15 protein-coding genes are annotated in these 16,606 nt (G+C 74.3%); 9 read left to right on the top strand and 6 right to left on the bottom strand.

Annotated elements, in window-relative coordinates; translation table 11 throughout:
* Positions 1–11: 11 nt before the first annotated feature.
* Together C4U44_RS34310 and C4U44_RS34305 are read right to left on the bottom strand one after the other, a co-directional pair.
* Positions 12–1,028, bottom strand: a complete 1,017-nt coding sequence (locus C4U44_RS34310) for a 2-hydroxyacid dehydrogenase (protein WP_103890011.1) — start codon at positions 1,026–1,028, stop codon at positions 12–14.
* A gap of 22 nt (positions 1,029–1,050) precedes the next feature.
* Positions 1,051–1,836: a DeoR/GlpR family DNA-binding transcription regulator gene (locus tag C4U44_RS34305; RefSeq protein ID WP_103890010.1), complete on the bottom strand. Its 786-nt coding sequence runs from the start codon at positions 1,834–1,836 to the stop codon at positions 1,051–1,053.
* A gap of 265 nt (positions 1,837–2,101) precedes the next feature.
* Between C4U44_RS34305 and C4U44_RS34300 the strand changes: the two genes are divergently transcribed.
* On the top strand, positions 2,102–3,646 hold the full coding sequence (locus C4U44_RS34300; RefSeq protein ID WP_103890009.1) for an FGGY-family carbohydrate kinase: 1,545 nt from the start codon (positions 2,102–2,104) through the stop codon (positions 3,644–3,646).
* Positions 3,643–4,254: a histidine phosphatase family protein gene (locus C4U44_RS34295; protein WP_103890008.1), complete on the top strand. Its 612-nt coding sequence runs from the start codon at positions 3,643–3,645 to the stop codon at positions 4,252–4,254. The genes C4U44_RS34300 and C4U44_RS34295 overlap by 4 nt, the downstream gene beginning before the upstream one ends.
* 9 nt (positions 4,255–4,263) lie before the next feature.
* Here C4U44_RS34295 and lepB read toward each other — a convergent pair whose 3' ends face one another.
* Positions 4,264–5,148, bottom strand: a complete 885-nt coding sequence (gene lepB / locus C4U44_RS34290) for a signal peptidase I (RefSeq protein ID WP_235032571.1) — start codon at positions 5,146–5,148, stop codon at positions 4,264–4,266.
* A gap of 263 nt (positions 5,149–5,411) precedes the next feature.
* Between lepB and C4U44_RS34285 the strand changes: the two genes are divergently transcribed.
* Positions 5,412–7,475, top strand: a complete 2,064-nt coding sequence (locus tag C4U44_RS34285) for a phosphocholine-specific phospholipase C (protein ID WP_103890006.1) — start codon at positions 5,412–5,414, stop codon at positions 7,473–7,475.
* Positions 7,476–7,527: 52 nt separating this feature from the next.
* Here the strand turns inward: C4U44_RS34285 and C4U44_RS34280 are convergent, their stop codons facing one another.
* Complete coding sequence (locus C4U44_RS34280; protein WP_103890005.1) at positions 7,528–8,580, bottom strand: serine hydrolase domain-containing protein; 1,053 nt, start codon at positions 8,578–8,580, stop codon at positions 7,528–7,530.
* On the bottom strand, positions 8,577–9,434 hold the full coding sequence (locus C4U44_RS34275; protein WP_103890004.1) for an IclR family transcriptional regulator: 858 nt from the start codon (positions 9,432–9,434) through the stop codon (positions 8,577–8,579). Before C4U44_RS34275 ends, C4U44_RS34280 begins: the two co-directional genes overlap by 4 nt.
* A gap of 108 nt (positions 9,435–9,542) precedes the next feature.
* Here C4U44_RS34275 and C4U44_RS34270 point away from each other — a divergent pair, with 108 nt between their 5' ends.
* The 5 genes from C4U44_RS34270 to C4U44_RS34250 are packed head-to-tail and all read left to right on the top strand — an operon-like array spanning position 9,543 to position 14,800.
* A complete protein-coding gene (locus C4U44_RS34270; RefSeq protein ID WP_235032582.1) occupies positions 9,543–11,060 on the top strand; it encodes an ABC transporter substrate-binding protein in 1,518 nt (505 codons plus the stop codon).
* Positions 11,057–12,049, top strand: coding sequence for an ABC transporter permease (locus C4U44_RS34265; protein ID WP_103890002.1), 993 nt, complete (start codon positions 11,057–11,059; stop codon positions 12,047–12,049). The genes C4U44_RS34270 and C4U44_RS34265 overlap by 4 nt, the downstream gene beginning before the upstream one ends.
* Positions 12,046–12,960 (top strand): ABC transporter permease, encoded by a 915-nt coding sequence (locus C4U44_RS34260; protein ID WP_103890001.1) that lies wholly within the window; start codon positions 12,046–12,048, stop codon positions 12,958–12,960. Before C4U44_RS34265 ends, C4U44_RS34260 begins: the two co-directional genes overlap by 4 nt.
* Positions 12,957–13,886: an ATP-binding cassette domain-containing protein gene (locus C4U44_RS34255; RefSeq protein WP_103890000.1), complete on the top strand. Its 930-nt coding sequence runs from the start codon at positions 12,957–12,959 to the stop codon at positions 13,884–13,886. The genes C4U44_RS34260 and C4U44_RS34255 overlap by 4 nt, the downstream gene beginning before the upstream one ends.
* Complete coding sequence (locus C4U44_RS34250; protein ID WP_103889999.1) at positions 13,883–14,800, top strand: ATP-binding cassette domain-containing protein; 918 nt, start codon at positions 13,883–13,885, stop codon at positions 14,798–14,800. Before C4U44_RS34255 ends, C4U44_RS34250 begins: the two co-directional genes overlap by 4 nt.
* Positions 14,801–14,838: 38 nt before the next feature.
* Here C4U44_RS34250 and C4U44_RS34245 read toward each other — a convergent pair whose 3' ends face one another.
* Entirely contained in the window at positions 14,839–15,798 is a 960-nt protein-coding gene (locus tag C4U44_RS34245; RefSeq protein WP_103889998.1) for an ROK family protein, read from the bottom strand.
* 41 nt (positions 15,799–15,839) lie between these two features.
* Between C4U44_RS34245 and C4U44_RS34240 the strand changes: the two genes are divergently transcribed.
* Complete coding sequence (locus C4U44_RS34240; protein WP_103889997.1) at positions 15,840–16,601, top strand: creatininase family protein; 762 nt, start codon at positions 15,840–15,842, stop codon at positions 16,599–16,601.
* Positions 16,602–16,606: the final 5 nt, after the last annotated feature.

Genomic DNA, 16,606 nt, shown 5'->3' with positions numbered 1-16,606 from the left:
TGACGGGAGCTTCAGATGACGCGGTGCGCGAGCGGCTCGCCGCGCAGGAACCTGCCCACCTCCGCCGCCGCGATACGCGCGGCGTTGTGGGCGACGGACGTGTTGGCGCCCGCCAGATGGGGCGTCATGACCAGCCGGGGGGCGGTGCGCAGCCGCGAGCCGGGCGGCGGCGGCTCCACCGCGAACACGTCCAGCCCCGCGGCGGCGAGCCGGCCCGACTCCAGGGCGTCGCACAGCGCCTCCTCGTCCAGCAGCGCGCCGCGCGCGCAGTTGACGACGACCGCGCCCTCGGGCAGCAGTGCGAGCTCGCGGGCGCCGAGCAGGCCGCGGGTCTCCGGGGTCAGGCGCGCGTGCAGCGAGACCACGTCGGAGCGGCGCAGCAGGTCGTCGAGGTCGGCGACGGGTTCGCCCGACTCGCGCAGCACCCGCTGGTCGGCGTACGGGTCGTAGAGGAGCACCTGCGCGCCGAGGGCGGTCAGGGCGCGCGCCACCCTGCTGCCGACGGCGCCGCAGCCGATCAGCCCGACCGTCGAACCGTCGATCCCGGGGCCGCAGTTGTCGTACGTGTAGAACTCGCCGGCCCAGCGGCCGGCGGCGAGCGCGGCGGACGTCTCGGGGATGCGGCGCATCGCCGCGAGCATCAGCCCGAGGGTGTACTCGGCGGTGGCGGCGGCATTGCGCCCCGGGGTGTTGCAGACCTGGACGCCGTGCTCCTTCGCCGCGTCGAGGTTGACGTTGACCGGGCCGCCGCGGCCGATGACCACCAGCCGCAGGTCGGGGGCACCCTCCAAGATCTTGCGGGTGACCGGCGCCATCTGCGTGACGCACACCTCCGCTCCTCGCAGCGCGGTGAGCATGGTGTCCTCGTCCCCCGACGCCTCGTCGACCTCGGCGACCCGGCCGAAGGGGGTCAACGGCCACGGCAGGCGCAGCTCTTCGATGGAGTGGTCGGTACCGATCTCGGCCGTGAGTTCCCGGGTGAGCAGATCGGGGGCGACGAAGTGGTCGCCCGCCGCGAGGATTCTCATGGGCAGGGTCTCCTTGAGGTGCTCAGGTCGCGGCGGTCTGGTAGGGGACGCCGCTCTCGTCGAGGGAGCGCAGGACGTCGGGCGGGGTGCGGTCGTCGATCAATATGAGGTCGAAGGTGGTGAGCGGGGCGAGCCGGTGCAGCGCGGTGCGGCCCAGCTTGGAGTGGTCGATCATCAGGACGCTGCGGTTGGCCGCCTTGAGCATCGCCCGCTTGACCGCGACGATGCGCTGCTCCTGGTGGTAGGCGAAGTCGCCGAGCACCGACGAGGTCGAGACGAAGCAGAGGTCCACCCGCAGCGCCTCGATCGCCTCCACGCAGGGCACACCGAGGAAGGAGTCGTGCAGCCGGTCGTAGTCGCCGCCGAGCGCCATCAGGTGCAGGCCGCGCTCGTCGGCGAGCAGGTTGAGGGCTTCGAGGAAGTTGGTCACGACGGTCAGCGGGTCGATGCCCGGCAGCAGCCGGGCCAGTTCGAGCGCCGTGGTGGAGTCGTCGATCATGACGGACATGCCGGGTTCGATCAGCGAGGCGGCCTTGGCCGCGACGGCCTTCTTCTCGTCCAGCATGGTCTTCTTGCGGAAGGCGACGTTGCTCTCGAACACGCCGGACGGCTGGACGGTGACCCCGCCGCGGAACTTGCGCAGGATGCCCTCGCGTTCCAGCTCGTCGATGTCCCGGTAGATGGTCATCAGGCTCACACCGAACCGCTCGGCCAGGTCGGACGCGGAGACCGACCCCTCGGCCAGCACATGGTCCGAGAGTTCGCGGCGGCGCTGCGACGGCCCCCGGCGGTTCTTGTCCTGTGACATTCCTCGGTCCCGTTCCGATCCGTCCGGCCGACAGTAACAACCTGCACTGTGGATATAACATTCTATGCTGAGGTAGCGTTCGGCAGTGTTCACTACGCGCGGCGGTCGGGTCAACCCGTCGACCGGCCCGTTGAGTGGTCTCACACCAGGTGGGAGCCGAGAGGCGGACCCGTCGCGACCCTGTGGACGGGCACCTGACCAGGCTGTGGTCACGGTGTGAAAAAGCGTCCGCCGGCCACCGGACGACGACGAGAGGCGGGAGCCCGTGACGGACCCATCCGACGCACCCGGCCAGGACGTGTGGCTGGGCATCGACCTCGGGACGCAGAGCGTGCGTGCCCTGGCCGTGACGGACCGCGGCCGCGTCCTCGGCCGCGGGTCGGCCCCGCTCACGGGCGTCCGGGACGGCGTCCGCCACGAGCAGTTCCCCTCCGACTGGTGGGAGGGCGTCGGCGCGGCGGTCCGCGAGACGCTGCGCCCGCTCACGGCCGCGCGGGTGCGGGGACTCGCGGTGTGCGGCACGTCCGGCACCGTGCTGCTCACCGACTCCCGCGGCACCCCGCTGACACCGGCGCTGATGTACGACGACGGGCGGGCGGCGGCCGAGGCGCGAGAGGCCCAGGAGACCGGCGCCGAGGTGTGGGACGCCCTCGGCTACCGCATCCAGCCGAGCTGGGCGCTGGCCAAACTCCTGTGGCTGGTCCGCCGGGAGGAGGCCGGGGCGGCCGCGCTCCGGGGCGCCCGGGTGTGCCACCAGGCCGACTTCGTCACCACCCGGCTGGTGGGGCGACCGGTGCCGGCGGACTCCAGCCACGCCCTGAAGACCGGTTACGACCTGCACGGCCGCGCCTGGCCCCGGGTGGTCCACGAGCAACTGGGCCTGTCCGAAATCGACTTCCCGCAGGTGGTGGCGCCCGGCACGCTGCTGGGCACGGTCTGCGCCGAGGCGGCGGCGCTGACCGGACTTGCCGAGGGGACCCCGGTCGTCGCCGGGATGACCGACGGCTGCGCGGCCCAACTCGGCTCCGGCGCCTGGGACGTCGGCCAGTGGAACACCGTCCTCGGCACCACGCTCGTCATCAAGGGCGTCACGGCGAGCCCGCTGGCCGACCCGGCGGGCGTGCTCTACAACCACCGCTCCGCCGACGGGAACTGGCTGCCGGGCGGCGCGTCGAGCGTCGGCGCCGGCGCGCTGACCCGGGCGTTCCCCGGCGCCGACCTTCCGCGCCTGGACCGCGCCGCGGCCGGCCACGAACCGTCGAGCGTGCTGTCGTACCCCCTGGTCTCGCCCGGCGAGCGCTTCCCGTTCCTGGCCCCCGACGCCGAGGCCTTCACTCTCGGCACCCCGGCCGGCGACGGCGACCTGCACGCGTCGCTGCTCCAGGGGGTGGCGTACGTCGAGCGCCTGTGCCTGGCCTACGTGCGCCAGCTCGGCGCCCGGATCGAGGGGCCGGTGGCGTTCACCGGCGGTGCCACGACCAGCGCGTACTGGAACCAGTTGCGTGCCGACGTGCTCGGCCGGCCGGCCACCATCCCCGAACAGGCCGACTCCGCACTCGGCATGGCGGTGCTCGCGGCGCACGGCGTCGGCGCCGCGGAGGCGTCCGGGACGGCTTCCGGGGCGACCTCCGGTGACGGCGCGCCGCCGCTGTCGGCCCTGCGGCCGATGGTGCGGGTGCGCACGACGCTGGAGCCGCGGCCCGAGGTGAGCCGCCGGTTCGACGAGCCCTTCGCGGCAATGCTCGACGCGTGGGAGCAGCGCGGCTGGCTCCCTGCCGAGACCGCCGCCTACGCACGGGAGCACGGATGACCGCCGCCACGACGCTGTTCCTCACCCGGCACGGCGAGACCGTCTGGCACGAGGAGAACCGCTACACCGGGGTCAGCGACATCGACCTGACGCCGCTCGGGCGGGACCAGGCGGAGGCCCTGGGCGCGTGGGCGGCGGGCGCCGGGCTGGACGCGATCGTCACGTCCCCGCTGTCCCGCGCCCGCGTCACGGCGGCCCCCGCGGCCCGGGCGACCGGCCTCACCCCCGTCGTCGAACCCGACCTGCGCGAGGTGGACTTCGGCATCGCGGAGGGCCGCACCCTCGGCGAGCTGCGGGTGTCCCACCCGGACGAGGTCGCGGCCTTCCTGGCGGACCCGGCGGCGCACCCGCTGCCCGGCGGCGACGACCCGGTGGCGGCGGCCGCGCGCGCCGCGGGCGCGCTGCTGCGGCTGGCCGCGGGCCGGCCGGGGCAGCGGGTGCTGGCCGTCGCGCACAACACCCTGTTCCGGCTGGCCCTGTGCCGGCTGCTCGGCCTGCGGGAGAGCGAGTACCGCCGGATCCTCCCCGGGCTGCGCAACTGCGCGATCACCGAACTGCGGGTCTCCGCCGGGCAGGTGTCGCTGATGGCCTACAACGTGCCGACCTGACGGGGGCGTTCACGCGCGCTCCCCGGTCCCGCCGTTCTCCCGCGGCCGGCCGGCGGGACGCCGGCGCCTGCGCCACAGGACGAGGGGGGCCGCGCCGGCCATTCCGAGCGCGCCGGGCGCGGCGGCGGAGGCGGCACCGATGCCGGGCTGCCCGAAGGTGCCCGGGACGTGCAGTACGGCCCAGTGGGAGAGCGGCCAGCCGACGACGAAGGCGCGGCCGACGACGTTGCCGACCGGGACGAAGCCCTGGTGCGCGTCGTCCTGGTGGTAGCGGGAGTCGGCGGAGTCCTGGCGGTGGTCGCCCATCACCCACAGGTCGCCGTGCGGGACCGTCACCGTGAACTGCCCCTGGTTGTCGGTGCTGCACGGCGTGTTCCCGGCGTAGACGTACGGCTCGGCCAGCGGCTTGCCGTTGACCTCCACCGGACCGCTGCCGTGGCACTCCACCGTGTCCCCGCCGACCGCGATCACGCGTTTGATCAGGTCGCGTTCGTTGGCGGACGGCATGAGGCCGACGAAGGCGAGCGCCTTCTGCAGGGGGTTGGGGTGCGCGGTCGGCTCGTCGGCGAGCCAGTCGTCCGGGTCGTGGAAGACGACGACGTCGCCGCGTTCGGGCGTCGAGCCGAACCAGGGGGTGAACTTGTCGACCAGGACCCGGTCGCCGCGTTGCAGGGTGTTCTGCATCGAGTCCGAGGGGATGGAGAAGGCCTGCACGAAGAAGGTCTTGATGAGCAGGGCGAGCACCAGGGCGACGACGACCAGCAGCGGGATCTCCTTCCACATCGGGCGCGGCCCCGCGGCCCGGCGCCGCCCCGGCGGATCGGCCGCCGGCACGCCGCCGCTCTCCGGCGCGTCCTCCGCGGGGCCGTCCGTCCCGACCGCTTCGCTGCTCACCCTGCACTCCTTCGCTCGTCGGGCCCGTCCCGCCCCGGGGAGGCGGGGGCCGCCCCGCCACTCCAACGAACGGGAGTTCCGGCCGCGGTCCGGGCCCGGCCACGGGTTGTTCATGCGGCATTGACACCATGCGCGGGCCGTCACCATCATGTGCGCGTCGTCCCCTTGATCGGAGATGACGCGGACACCTCCTCAGCGCGCACCATCGCGCAGGCGCATCCGCTGCCTGGGCCGCCCCCACCGGACCGTCAGGAGAACCACCCGTGCCCCACATCGACCGCCGAAGGTTCCTCCAGCTCGCCGGCTCCACCGCCGCCGCGTCCCTGCTCACCGGCGGCATCGCCAAGGCCGCCGCGATCCCGGCCGCCGCCGGGACCGGGACGCTCCAGGACGTCGAGCACGTCGTCGTCCTGATGCAGGAGAACCGTTCCTTCGACCACTACTTCGGCACCCTGCGGGGCGTGCGCGGCTTCGGCGACCCGCGCCCGGCCCCGCTGCCCAGCGGGAAGACCGTCTTCCACCAGGCGAATTCCGCCGGCCACGAGACGCTGCCCTTCCGGCCGGCCGCCGACAACCTGGGCCTGCAGTTCATCCAGGACCTCGACCACAGCTGGTCCGGCACCCACCAGGCGTGGAACGGCGGCAACTACGACCGCTGGATCCCCGCCAAGTCCACCACCACGATGGCGTACCTCACCCGCGAGGACATCCCCTTCCACTACGCCCTCGCCGACGCGTTCACCATCTGCGACGCCTACCACTGCTCGATGCTCAGCTCCACCGACCCCAACCGCTATTACATGTACACCGGTTACGCGGGCAACGACGGCAAGGGCGGCGGCCCGGTGCTGGGCAACGAGGAGGCCGGCTACGGCTGGACCACCTTCCCGGAGATCCTGGAGGCGGCGGGGGTGTCCTGGAAGGTCTACCAGGACACCGGCACCGGCCTGGACGCCGCCGGCGGGTGGGGCTGGACCAGCGACGCGTTCATCGGCAACTACGGCGACAACTCGCTGCTCTACTTCGATCAGTACCGCAACGCCACCGCCGGCCACCCGCTCTACGACAAGGCCCGCACCGGCACCGACGTGAACGGCGGCGACGGCTGGTTCGACCGCCTCAAGGCCGACGTGCTGGCCGGCGACCTGCCCCAGGTCTCCTGGATCGCCGCTCCCGAGGCGTTCTGCGAGCACCCCAACTGGCCCGCCAACTACGGCGCCTGGTACGTCTCCCAGGTCCTCGACGCGCTCACCGCCGACCCCGACGTGTGGAGCAGGACCGCGCTCTTCCTCACCTACGACGAGAACGACGGCTTCTTCGACCACGTGGTGCCGCCGTTCCCGCCCGCCTCCGCCGCCCGCGGCCTGTCCACCGCCGACGTCACCCAGGACCTGTACACCGGCGGCGTGTCGGGTTACGCCGCCGGGCCGTTCGGGCTCGGGCCGCGGGTGCCGATGCTGGTGCTGTCGCCCTGGAGCACCGGCGGCTGGGTCTGCTCCCAGACCTTCGACCACACCTCGATCGTGCAGTTCGTCGAGAAGCGGTTCGGCGTGCACAACCCCAACGTCTCGCCCTGGCGGCGCGCCGTGTGCGGCGACCTCACCGCCGCCTTCGACTTCACCCGCAGCAACCCGGCGGCGCCCTCGCTGCCCGGCACCGGCGGCTACGCCCCTCCGAACCACTCCAACCCCGGCGACTACGTGCCCACCCCGCCGGCCACCGGCACGCTGCCGAAGCAGGAGGCCGGTCTGCGCAACGCCCGCGCCCTGCCGTACGACCTGGCCGCCGACACCGCGCCGGTCAACGGGCGGATGCAGTTCACGTTCGGCAACTTCGGCGCGGCGGGCGCGGCCTTCCTCGTCACCTCCGCGGTGCGCACGGACGGCCCGTGGCCGTACACGGTGGAGGCGGGCAAGACCCTCAGCGACAGCTGGGCGATGCCGGCCGCCTCCGCCCGCTACGACTTCTCGGTGCAGGGGCCGAACGGTTTCGTGCGCCGGATGGCCGGCACGGCGGGCTCGGTCGGGCCGGAGGTGACCGCCCGGCACGTCGCCTCCACCGGCCAGGTCACCCTGGTGTTCAGCAACCCCGGCACCGGCTCGGTGACCTTCACCGCCACCGACGCGTACGCGCCCACCCAGCACTACACGTACACGGTGGCGGCGGGCGGCTCGCGCAGTGTCCCGGGCTGGGGCGTGGCGGCCGGCAACCACTGGTACGACGTCACCGTCACCTCCAGCGCGGACACCGCGTACGTGCGGCGCTTCGCCGGGCACGTGGAGACCGGGGCCGCGAGCACCAGCGACCCGGCGACCGCGACCGGTTGACCGGCCGCCGCGGGCCCGGGCGGCGCTCCCGCCGCGCGGGCCCGCCCGCGGATCACCGCCGCGCCGCCCCGTCGGCGGGGGCGAGCGCGGCGGCCGCCGCGTGGACGTCGCGCCGGACGGCCACGATGCCGTCGCCGGCCCGCGACGGGTGCACGCGGTTGGTCAGCAGGACGACGTAGCGCCCCGTCGCGGGGTCGACCCAGACGCTGGTACCGGTGAAGCCGGTGTGCCCGTAGGCGCGGGGGCCGAAGGAGTCCCCGGCGGGAGAGCCCGAGGGGTCCTGGCCCTGCCAGGCCAGGCAGCGCCGCAGGCCCAGGCCCTCGCTGTGGACGGTGGTCATCTCCGCGAAGGTGCCGGGGCGCAGCAGTTCCCGGGCGCCGCCGGCCAGGGACCGGCCGAGCCGCTCCATGTCGGTCAGCGGGGCGAACAGCCCGGCGTGCGCGGCCACCCCGCCGAGCACCACCGCGTTCTCGTCGTGCACCTCGCCGACCACGACGCGGCCGCGCCATGGGCAGTCCTCGGTGGCCACCGCCCGCTGCCGGGCGGCGGCGTCCGGCCGGAAGCCCGTGCCGGTCATGCCGAGCGGGCCGCAGACCAGCCGCTGGACGAGGGCGTCGAGCGGCTGCCCGGCGGCGGCCCCCGCGACGAGTCCCAGCAGGATGAAGCCCTGCGAGGAGTACTGGACCCGGGTGCCCGGCGCCGCGGTCAACGGCAGCAGGCGGATCGCCTCCAGGAGCGAGGCGCGGGTGGGGTGGTCGCGGTAGAGCGGGACCTGGCCGGGGATACCCGAGGTGTGGGCGAGGAGTTGACGTACCGTCACCTCCGCCTTGTCGCCACCCCGGTACGCCGCGAGGTGGTCGCCGACGGTGTCGTCCAGCCGCAGGGCGCCCTCGTCGACCAGGGCCATCACCGCGAGCCCGACCACCGGCTTGGTGACCGAGGCGAGGTCCCACACCTCGCTGCCGTCCAGCGCCGGCCCGGTCCGGCTCCGGGTGCCGGTCCAGCCCCGGTCCAGGGTGGCGCCGGCGTCGCCGACGGACCAGGCGGCCGCGGAGTAGACCCCGCGCTCGCGGCCCGCGGCGAGCAGGTCCCTGAGCGTGCTCATCCCCGCTCCCCCGGCCACGAGCCGGGCCCCCCGCCCGCGGCCGGGTCCACGACGCCCAGGACCGGCGCCGGTCCGCCCAGGCCCGCCGAGACGGAGCGGGCGGCGGCGCGCACCATCGGGCCGAACAGCCGCACGCTCTCCGGGTCGAGGGTGAAGGTCAGCCCGGAGATGCCGACCGCGCCGACCACCTGTCCCGACCGGTCGAGGACCGGCGCGGCGACCGAGCGCACGTCCGGTTCGCCGTACCCGTCGTCGACCGCGTAACCCTGCTCGGCCGCGTCGTGCAGCACCGCGCGGACCGCCGCGGGCCCATCGAGCGGGTGCGCGGCCCACGCCTCCGGCGGCACGCCGTCGAGCAGCTCGTCCCGTTCCTCGGGCGGCAGCGCGCCGAGCATCGCCAGTCCGACTCCGCTGCGGTGCAGGGGCGTTCGGCCGCCGGGCGGCACGCCCATCCGGAACTCCGGTGGCGCGTCGGAGAGTTCCAGGTGCACCGCGTCGTCCCCGTGCCGTACGGCGTAGTGCGCGAGCCGGCCGGTGCGCCGGTGGAGTTCGGCCAGCACGGGACGGGCCAGCCGCAGGTCCCGGCCGTCGTGCAGCGCCGCGGCGGCCAGCCCGAGCAGCCGCGGTCCCGCCTGGTAGCGGCCCCCGTCGACGGGCTGCGCGAAGCCGAACTCGGCCATCGTCTGCAGGTGCCGGTGGACGGTCGGTTTCGTCAGGCCGGTGCGCCGGGCCAGATCCCCCAACCGGTGCGGCCCACCGGGTTCGACGAGGGCTTCGAGCACCTCCATCGCCTTGTCGATCGGGCCCTTCGCACGGCCCTGCTCGCCGATTCGGCTGTTGACCATCTTCGCCATGTCGCCTAGCTTAGCCCATCATTCCATCTGCCGGAACGGATGTGCTGTCCAATGGAACGACATCGGCAAGGGAGGCGCGTGGACCGCGATCACCCGGCCCGCCGCGACATCCTGCGGCTCGGCGGCCTGCTGATCCCGGCCGTCGCGGCTCCGGCGCTGCTCACCGGGTGCGGCACCAGCCCCGCGAGCAGTGCGGGCAACGTCCTGCGGGTGTCCCAGCCGGGCGACCCCAAGACCATGGACCCGCACAAGCAGGGCGACATGACCTCGATGAACGCCCTGATCAACATGTTCGACACGCTCACCACCCGCGGCCTGGACAACCTCCTGCACCCGCGGCTCGCCCTCTCCTGGACCGCCCGCGGCGCGACCACCTGGCGTTTCACCCTGCGCCCCGGGGTCACCTTCCACAACGGCGAGCCCTGCGACGCCGCCGCGGTGAAGTTCAGCATCGAACGCGTGCTGGCCCCCGCGACCAAGTCGCCGATCGTCGAGCTCCGCTACGTCAAGGACGTCTCCGTCGTCGACCCGCTCACCGTGGACGTGCACACGACCGTGCACGACCCGATCCTGCCCGACAAGCTCTCGCTCTTCGGCGGCGTGGTCGTCCCGCCGCGCCACCTGGCCGCCGTCGGGGACGCCGCCTTCGCCGAACACCCCATCGGCACCGGGCCGTTCACCTTCGTGCGCTGGCAGCGCGACCACGAGTTGCGGATGCGGGCCTTCCCCGGCCACTGGCAGGGACGCCCGCACGTCGACGAGCTGGTGTTCAGCCCGCAGCCCAACCCGTCGTCCTCGCTCGCCGCGCTGCAGAGCGGCCAGGTCGACCTGGTCGCCGGCCTCACCCCCGACGCGGCGCAGCAACTGGACGGCTACGGCGGCGTCAAGCTCGACGGCTACACGGGCATCAGGACCTCCTACCTCTCGCTGAACACGCTGGACGACGGCCCGCTGAAGGACCGCCGGGTGCGCCAGGCGCTCAACCACGCGGTGGACGTGCCGCTGCTGGTCAAGGCGGTGCTCGGCGGCAAGGCCACCGAGGTGCCCGCGATGATCCCGCGCGGCGCCTTCGGGTTCGACCCCACCGTCAAACCGTTCACCCGCTCCGTGGCCACCGCCCGCAAGCTGCTCGCGGAAGCCGGCCATCCGCACGGCTTCTCCACCACGCTGACCGCCTCCAACGTCGACTCCAACGTCGCCGAGGCGATCTCCGGCCTGCTGGCCCGGGCCGGCGTGCACGCCCGGGTCGAACTCCTCGACCCCGGCACCTACGCCGACCGGCTCACCTCCGACGACCACGGCGCGCTGGGCCCGATGTACCTGGCCGCCAGCACCGTCTGGACGCTGGACGGGGAGAGCATGCTGCAGTCCAACGTCCGCAGCGACCGCCGCCAGAGCCGGTGGCACGACAAGGACGCGGACCGCCTCGTCGACATCGAGGAGCTCTCCGGGGACCCCGCGGAACGCAAGCGCGCCTTCTCCGACCTCCAGCGGCTGATCCAGCAGGAGGCCCCCTTCGTGCCCCTCTACCAGATCGACAACATCTACGCCCGCAACGACCGCCCCCGCTGGACGCCCGGGTCCGCCGGTGTCCTGGCCATGCAGAGTGCGGAGATCTCCCGATGAGCGACCTCACCCTCCGGCCGCCGCGCACCGCGCGGACCGGCCGGCCGCGGGCGGCGGCCCGGACCGGAGTGCTGCGCGCCGTGCTGGTACGGCTCGGCACCGCGCTGCTGGTCCTGCTGTGCACCGCGACCGTCTCCTTCTTCCTCGTCCGGCTCTCCGGCGACCCGGTCAAGCTGCTGCTCCCGGCGGACGCCACGGCCCACCAGGAAGCCGTGCTGCGCGCCGGCCTCGGCCTGGACCGGCCGCTGATCACGCAGTACCTCGACTTCCTGTGGGACCTGCTGCACTTCGACTTCGGCACCTCGATCTCCTACAACGAGCCGGTCGGCCACGTGCTGGCCGACCGGCTGCCCGCCACCCTGGAACTCGCCGCCGCGGCCCTGGTGGTGACGCTCGTCATCGCGCTGCCGGCCGGCATCGTGGCGGCCATGCGGCGCGGCCGCGCCTCGGACCGGGGCATCATGACCGGCGTCCTGCTCGGTCAGTCCACCCCGCCGTTCTGGGTGGGCATCCTGCTGATCCTGGTCTTCGCGGTCGGCCTGCACGCCCTGCCCGCCTCCGGGTACGGCACCTTCGCCAACCTGGTGCTGCCCGCCGTCACCCTGTCCGTCTACTCGATCGCGGTCGTCGCCAGGTTGCTGCGCTCCTCGCTGATCGACGTGCTCACCTCCGACCACATCCGCACCGCCCGCGCCAAGGGCTTCGGCCCGGTGAAGACGGTGCTCACCCACGGGCTGCGCAACGCGGCGCTGCCGGTGGTCACCGTGATCGGACTGGAGGTCGGCAGCCTGCTGGGCGGCGCGATCCTCACCGAGCAGGTCTTCTCCTGGCCGGGCGTCGGCCAGTTGACGATCGAGGCCATCTCCAACCGCGACTTCCCGCTGGTCCAGGCGACCGTGCTGTTCTTCGCGGCCACCTTCGTCGTGGTCAACCTGCTGGTCGACCTCTCCTACAGCCTCCTCGACCCGAGGGTGAGGACCTCCCGATGACGCTCACCTCACCGGCCGCGCCCGCCGCGGCCCCCGCCCGCCGGGCGGCGCGCGGCCGGCGCTCCGCCGCCCTGGGCACCCTCCTGCACAACCGGCTCGCCGTCGTCGCGCTCGCCGTCCTGGCGATCCTGCTGGTCGCCGCGGTGTTCGCGCCGCTGCTCGCCCCCGACGACCCCAACGCGCAGGACCTGCTGACCCGGTTGAAGCCGCCCGCCTGGCAGCACGGCGGCAGCAGTGCCCACCTGCTCGGCACCGACCAGCTCGGCCGGGACATGCTCTCCCGGGTCATCTACGGCACCCGCGTCTCGCTCCTGGTCGGCGCCGGAGCGGCGCTGCTCGCCGGGGTGATCGGCACCGTGGTCGGCCTGGCCGCCGGCTACTTCGGCGGCTGGACCGACCGGGTGCTGATGCGGCTGGCCGACGTCCAGCTGGCCTTCCCGTCGATCCTGCTGGCGCTGGCCATCGTCGGGTTCTTCGGCTCCGGCCTGTGGTACGTGATCCTGGTGCTGGGCATCACCGGCTGGGTGTCCTACGCCCGGGTGGTGCGCTCGGAGGTGATGTCGTTGCGCTCGCGCGACTTCGTCACCGAGGCGCGGGCGATCGGGGTCACCGACGTGGCCATCATGCGCCGCCACCTGCTCCCCAACGTGATGGCGCCGCTGGCCACCATCGGCACGCTGCACGTCGCCGCGGCGATCGTCGCCGAGGCGTCCCTGAGCTACCTGGGGCTGGGCGTGCCCAAGGAGACCGTCACCTGGGGGTCGATGCTCGCCGACGGCCAGCTGTACCTCGGCACCTCCTGGTGGGTCGCGGTCTTCCCCGGCATCGCCCTGATGCTCACCTCGCTCGCCATCAACATCACCGGCGACGCCCTGCGCGACGTCGCGGACCCGAAGGCGTACCGCCGATGACCACTGACCAGCCGACACCGGCCGACCGGACCGCCGGGGAACCGGCGGCCCCGAAGACACCGCAGCCCCTCGGAACCGCCGGGACACGGAGGGCCGCGCACGCACCGGGCGGCGGCGCCGCACCGGCGGCCGAGCCGGTCCTGGAGATCGCCGACCTGACCGTCGACTTCCGGCTGGACACCGCCACCGTGCACGCCGTGCGCGGCGTCGGGCTGCGGCTGGCGCAGGGCGAGACGCTCGCCGTCGTCGGCGAGTCCGGGAGCGGCAAGACCGCCACCGCACTGTCCGTCCTGCGGCTCAACCCGCAGCCCCCGTGCGTCTACGCGGGCGGCCGGATCCTCTTCGAGGGCCGCGACCTGCTCACCGTCCCCGAGAAGGAGCTCGGCCGGATCCGCGGCCAGGACATCGCGATGGTCTTCCAGGACCCGATGACCAGCCTCGACCCGCTGCGCCGGGTCGGCGCGCAGGTCGCCGAGGGGCTGCGCCACCACCAGGGCCTGTCCCGCGCGGAGGCCGGCGCCGCGGCGCTCGAAGCGCTCGACGAGGTCGGCATCCCCGATCCCGAACGGCGGTTCCGGCAGTACCCGCACGAGCTCTCCGGCGGCCTGCGCCAGCGGGTGATGATCGCCGCGGCCCTGGTCGGCCGGCCCCGCGTGCTCATCGCCGACGAGCCGACCACCGCGCTGGACGTCACCGTGCAGCGCCAGATCCTCGACCTGCTCGTCACCCTCCAGGAGCGGCACGGCATGGCCGTCCTGCTGATCACCCACGACCTCGGGGTGGTCGCGGAGACCGCCGACCGGGTGGCCGTCATGCACCGGGGCGAGGTCGTGGAGACCGGTGACGTGCTGGACGTCTTCGACCACCCGGCCGACGACTACACCCGCCAACTGCTGGCCGCCACCCCCCGATTGGAGCTGGCATGACCACCGAAGCCGGCACGGCGCCCGAGACCCGCCGGCCGTTGCTGGAACTGACCGGACTCCGCAAGGAGTTCGGCGGGCGGCACGGCAGCGTCGCGGTGGACGACGTGTCCCTCACGGTCGGCGAGGGCGAGACGCTCGCGCTGGTCGGCGAGTCGGGCTGCGGCAAGACCACGCTGACCCGGCTGCTGCTGCGGCTGCTCGAACCCACCGCCGGCAGCGTCCGGTTCGACGGGCAGGACCTCGCCGCCCTCGCGCCGGCCGAGCTGCGCCGCCTCCGCCGCCGGATCCAGGTCGTCCTCCAGGACCCGTACTCCAGCATGAACCCGCGCCTGGACATCGCGGGCATCGTGGGCGAGCCGATGGTCACCCACGACCCGGCGGCCCGCGGCCGGCGCGGCCGGGCGTACGTCAGGGAACGGGTCGGCGAGCTGCTGGAGTCCGTCGGCCTGGACGCCGGCATCCAGGACCGCTACCCGCACGAGTTCTCCGGCGGGCAGCGCCAGCGCGTGTCCATCGCGCGCGCCCTGGCCGTCGAGCCGCGGCTGATCGTGCTCGACGAGCCGACGAGCGCCCTGGACGTGTCGGTGCAGGCACGCATCCTGGACCTGCTCGCCGAACTCCAGCAGCGGCGCGGGCTGACCTACTTCCTCGTCTCGCACAACCTCGCCGTCGTGCAGCAGGTGGCCGACCGGATCGCCGTCATGCGGCAGGGGCGGCTGGTGGAGGTCGGCGAGGCGGCGCAGGTGCTGCGCCGGCCCCGGCACGCGTACACCCGGCAGCTGCTCGACGCGGTGCCGGTGCCCGATCCGCGCCGGGGCCGCAGGTTCCGCGCCGCCGGCGCGACGGACGCGGCGGGCGTGACGGGCGGTGGCGCCGGCGCGCCGGGCGACGGTGAGGCGGGTGACCGCGGGTGACCGGGCACGCGGGGGGTGGCGGCGCGGCGGCGCCCCCGCTACAGCCGCGAGAGAACCAGCCCGGCGCCGCCGAGCAGCGCGATGTCGTCGATGTCCGCCGTGCTGACCAGGACCCGCGGCTTCTCCGCGCCGTCCCACGCCACGTCGGACCGCAGCCGGTCCTCGATCAGCCCGCGGAACCGCGCGCCGCCCTCCCGCGCCTCGCCGTGCAGCACGAACAGGCCGGGCGCGAACAGCTGCTGGATGTTCACCAGCCCCAGGGCGACGTTCTCCGCGTACTCGGCCACCACCCGGCGCGCCGCCTCGTCCTCGCGGGCGACCAGCGCGCCGAGCGAGGCCGACTCCCCCAGGCCCGCCGCCCGCGACCTGGCCTGCAGCCAGCGGGTGGTCGCGACGGTCTTCCAGCAGCCGCGGCTGCCGCAGGTGCAGCGATCCCCGCTGGCCGAGACGGTCATGTGGGCGCCGCTGCGCCCGCCGGGCGGGGCCAGCACCTGGCCGGCGTACAGGATGCCCACGCCCAGCACCTCCCCGGTCGAGACGGACGCGAAGGTGCGCCGGCCGCGGCCGGGACCGAACCACCGGTCGCCGAGCACCTGCAACCGGGCGTGGTGCTCCACCCGGACCGGCACACCCGTCACCGCTTCCAGCCGGGCCGCCACCGGGTAACCCCGCAGCGCCGGCACGTCGTTGACCTCGGTGATCAGGCCCGCGTCGGGATCGACCAGCCCGGCCGCGGCCACCCCTATGCCCTCCGTCCGGCCGCCGGCGAAGACGCGCGCGGCGCGGGCGAGCGCCGCGTCGAGGTCGGCGGGCAGCGCCGAGGCGGCGTCGTACCCGGTCTCGGTGCGCTCCAGCACCGCGCCGGACATGTCCAGCACCGCGGCCCTGATCCGGCCCGGCACCAGTTCGACCGCTCCCAGCCTGCGCGCGCCGCGCGGTGCGGCCGGTTCCGGTTCGGGCTCGGGCACCAGTCGCAGGGGGAATCTCTCGTCGGCCATGGGCCGACTCTGCCACGACCACGTTTCAGGAAGGTAGTGCCGTGATCCCGAGGAACCTCACCGAGTCGACCTGGCGGGAGGTGCGCGCCGCCGGAGAGCGGGGCATCGCCCTGCTGCCCATCGGGTCGCAGGAGCAGCACGCCGCCCACCTGCCGATGGGCACCGACACCCTCCTCGTGGAGGCGGTGGTCGACCGGGCCACCGCCCTGCTCGCCGACGGCTCCGGACCGGAGCTGGTGCGCCTGCCGGCGCTGCCCTTCGGGCACAGCCCGCACCACCTCTTCGCCGCCGCGGTGTCACTCGGCGCGGCCACCCTGGGCGCGGTCCTCGACGACGTCCTGGACTCGCTCGCCGACTCCGGTCACCGCCGCGTCCTGGTCGTCAACGGGCACGGCGGCAACGACGAGATCATGCGGCTGGCCGTCAAGCGGTTCGCGCTGCGCCGCGAGGTCACCGCCGCGGCCTGCTCGTACTGGACCGTCACCGGCGGAGAGGACGACGGCGGGCGCCCCGAGGTCACCCCGGGGCACGCCGGCTGGTTCGAGACGTCGCTGATGCTCGCCGCCCACCCGGACCTGGTCCGTACCCCCGTCCCGGCCCGCGCGCCGGTGGAACCGCCGCCGCTGTTCGACCGCCCGCCGCACCCCGGCCTGACCGTGGAGCGCCACGGCGAGTGGGCCAGGGTCGGCGGGTCGACCGACGACGCCTCGGCCGCCGACCCGGCGCGCGGCCGGCGGCTGCTGGAGGCGCGCGCGGCCGGACTGGCCGGCGCGATCAGGGCGTTCGACGCGGCCACCCGCTGAGCCCG

Origin of the sequence: Actinacidiphila yanglinensis (assembly GCF_900107965.1) — a bacterium.
GTDB lineage: Bacteria > Actinomycetota > Actinomycetes > Streptomycetales > Streptomycetaceae > Actinacidiphila > Actinacidiphila yanglinensis.
The sequence above is the reverse complement of the archived record's forward strand: the minus strand, read 5'-3'. Positions and strand labels throughout refer to the sequence as shown.

Excerpts from the sequence above, each read along its gene's own strand:
- C4U44_RS34310 (WP_103890011.1), bottom strand. The coding sequence starts at position 1,028 with ATGAGAATCCTCGCGGCGGGCGACCACTTCGTCGCCCCCGATCTGCTC.
- C4U44_RS34305 (WP_103890010.1), bottom strand. The coding sequence starts at position 1,836 with ATGTCACAGGACAAGAACCGCCGGGGGCCGTCGCAGCGCCGCCGCGAA.
- C4U44_RS34295 (WP_103890008.1), top strand. The coding sequence starts at position 3,643 with ATGACCGCCGCCACGACGCTGTTCCTCACCCGGCACGGCGAGACCGTC.
- C4U44_RS34280 (WP_103890005.1), bottom strand. The coding sequence starts at position 8,580 with ATGAGCACGCTCAGGGACCTGCTCGCCGCGGGCCGCGAGCGCGGGGTC.
- C4U44_RS34275 (WP_103890004.1), bottom strand. The coding sequence starts at position 9,434 with ATGGCGAAGATGGTCAACAGCCGAATCGGCGAGCAGGGCCGTGCGAAG.
- C4U44_RS34265 (WP_103890002.1), top strand. The coding sequence starts at position 11,057 with ATGAGCGACCTCACCCTCCGGCCGCCGCGCACCGCGCGGACCGGCCGG.
- C4U44_RS34260 (WP_103890001.1), top strand. The coding sequence starts at position 12,046 with ATGACGCTCACCTCACCGGCCGCGCCCGCCGCGGCCCCCGCCCGCCGG.
- C4U44_RS34255 (WP_103890000.1), top strand. The coding sequence starts at position 12,957 with ATGACCACTGACCAGCCGACACCGGCCGACCGGACCGCCGGGGAACCG.
- C4U44_RS34250 (WP_103889999.1), top strand. The coding sequence starts at position 13,883 with ATGACCACCGAAGCCGGCACGGCGCCCGAGACCCGCCGGCCGTTGCTG.
- C4U44_RS34245 (WP_103889998.1), bottom strand. The coding sequence starts at position 15,798 with ATGGCCGACGAGAGATTCCCCCTGCGACTGGTGCCCGAGCCCGAACCG.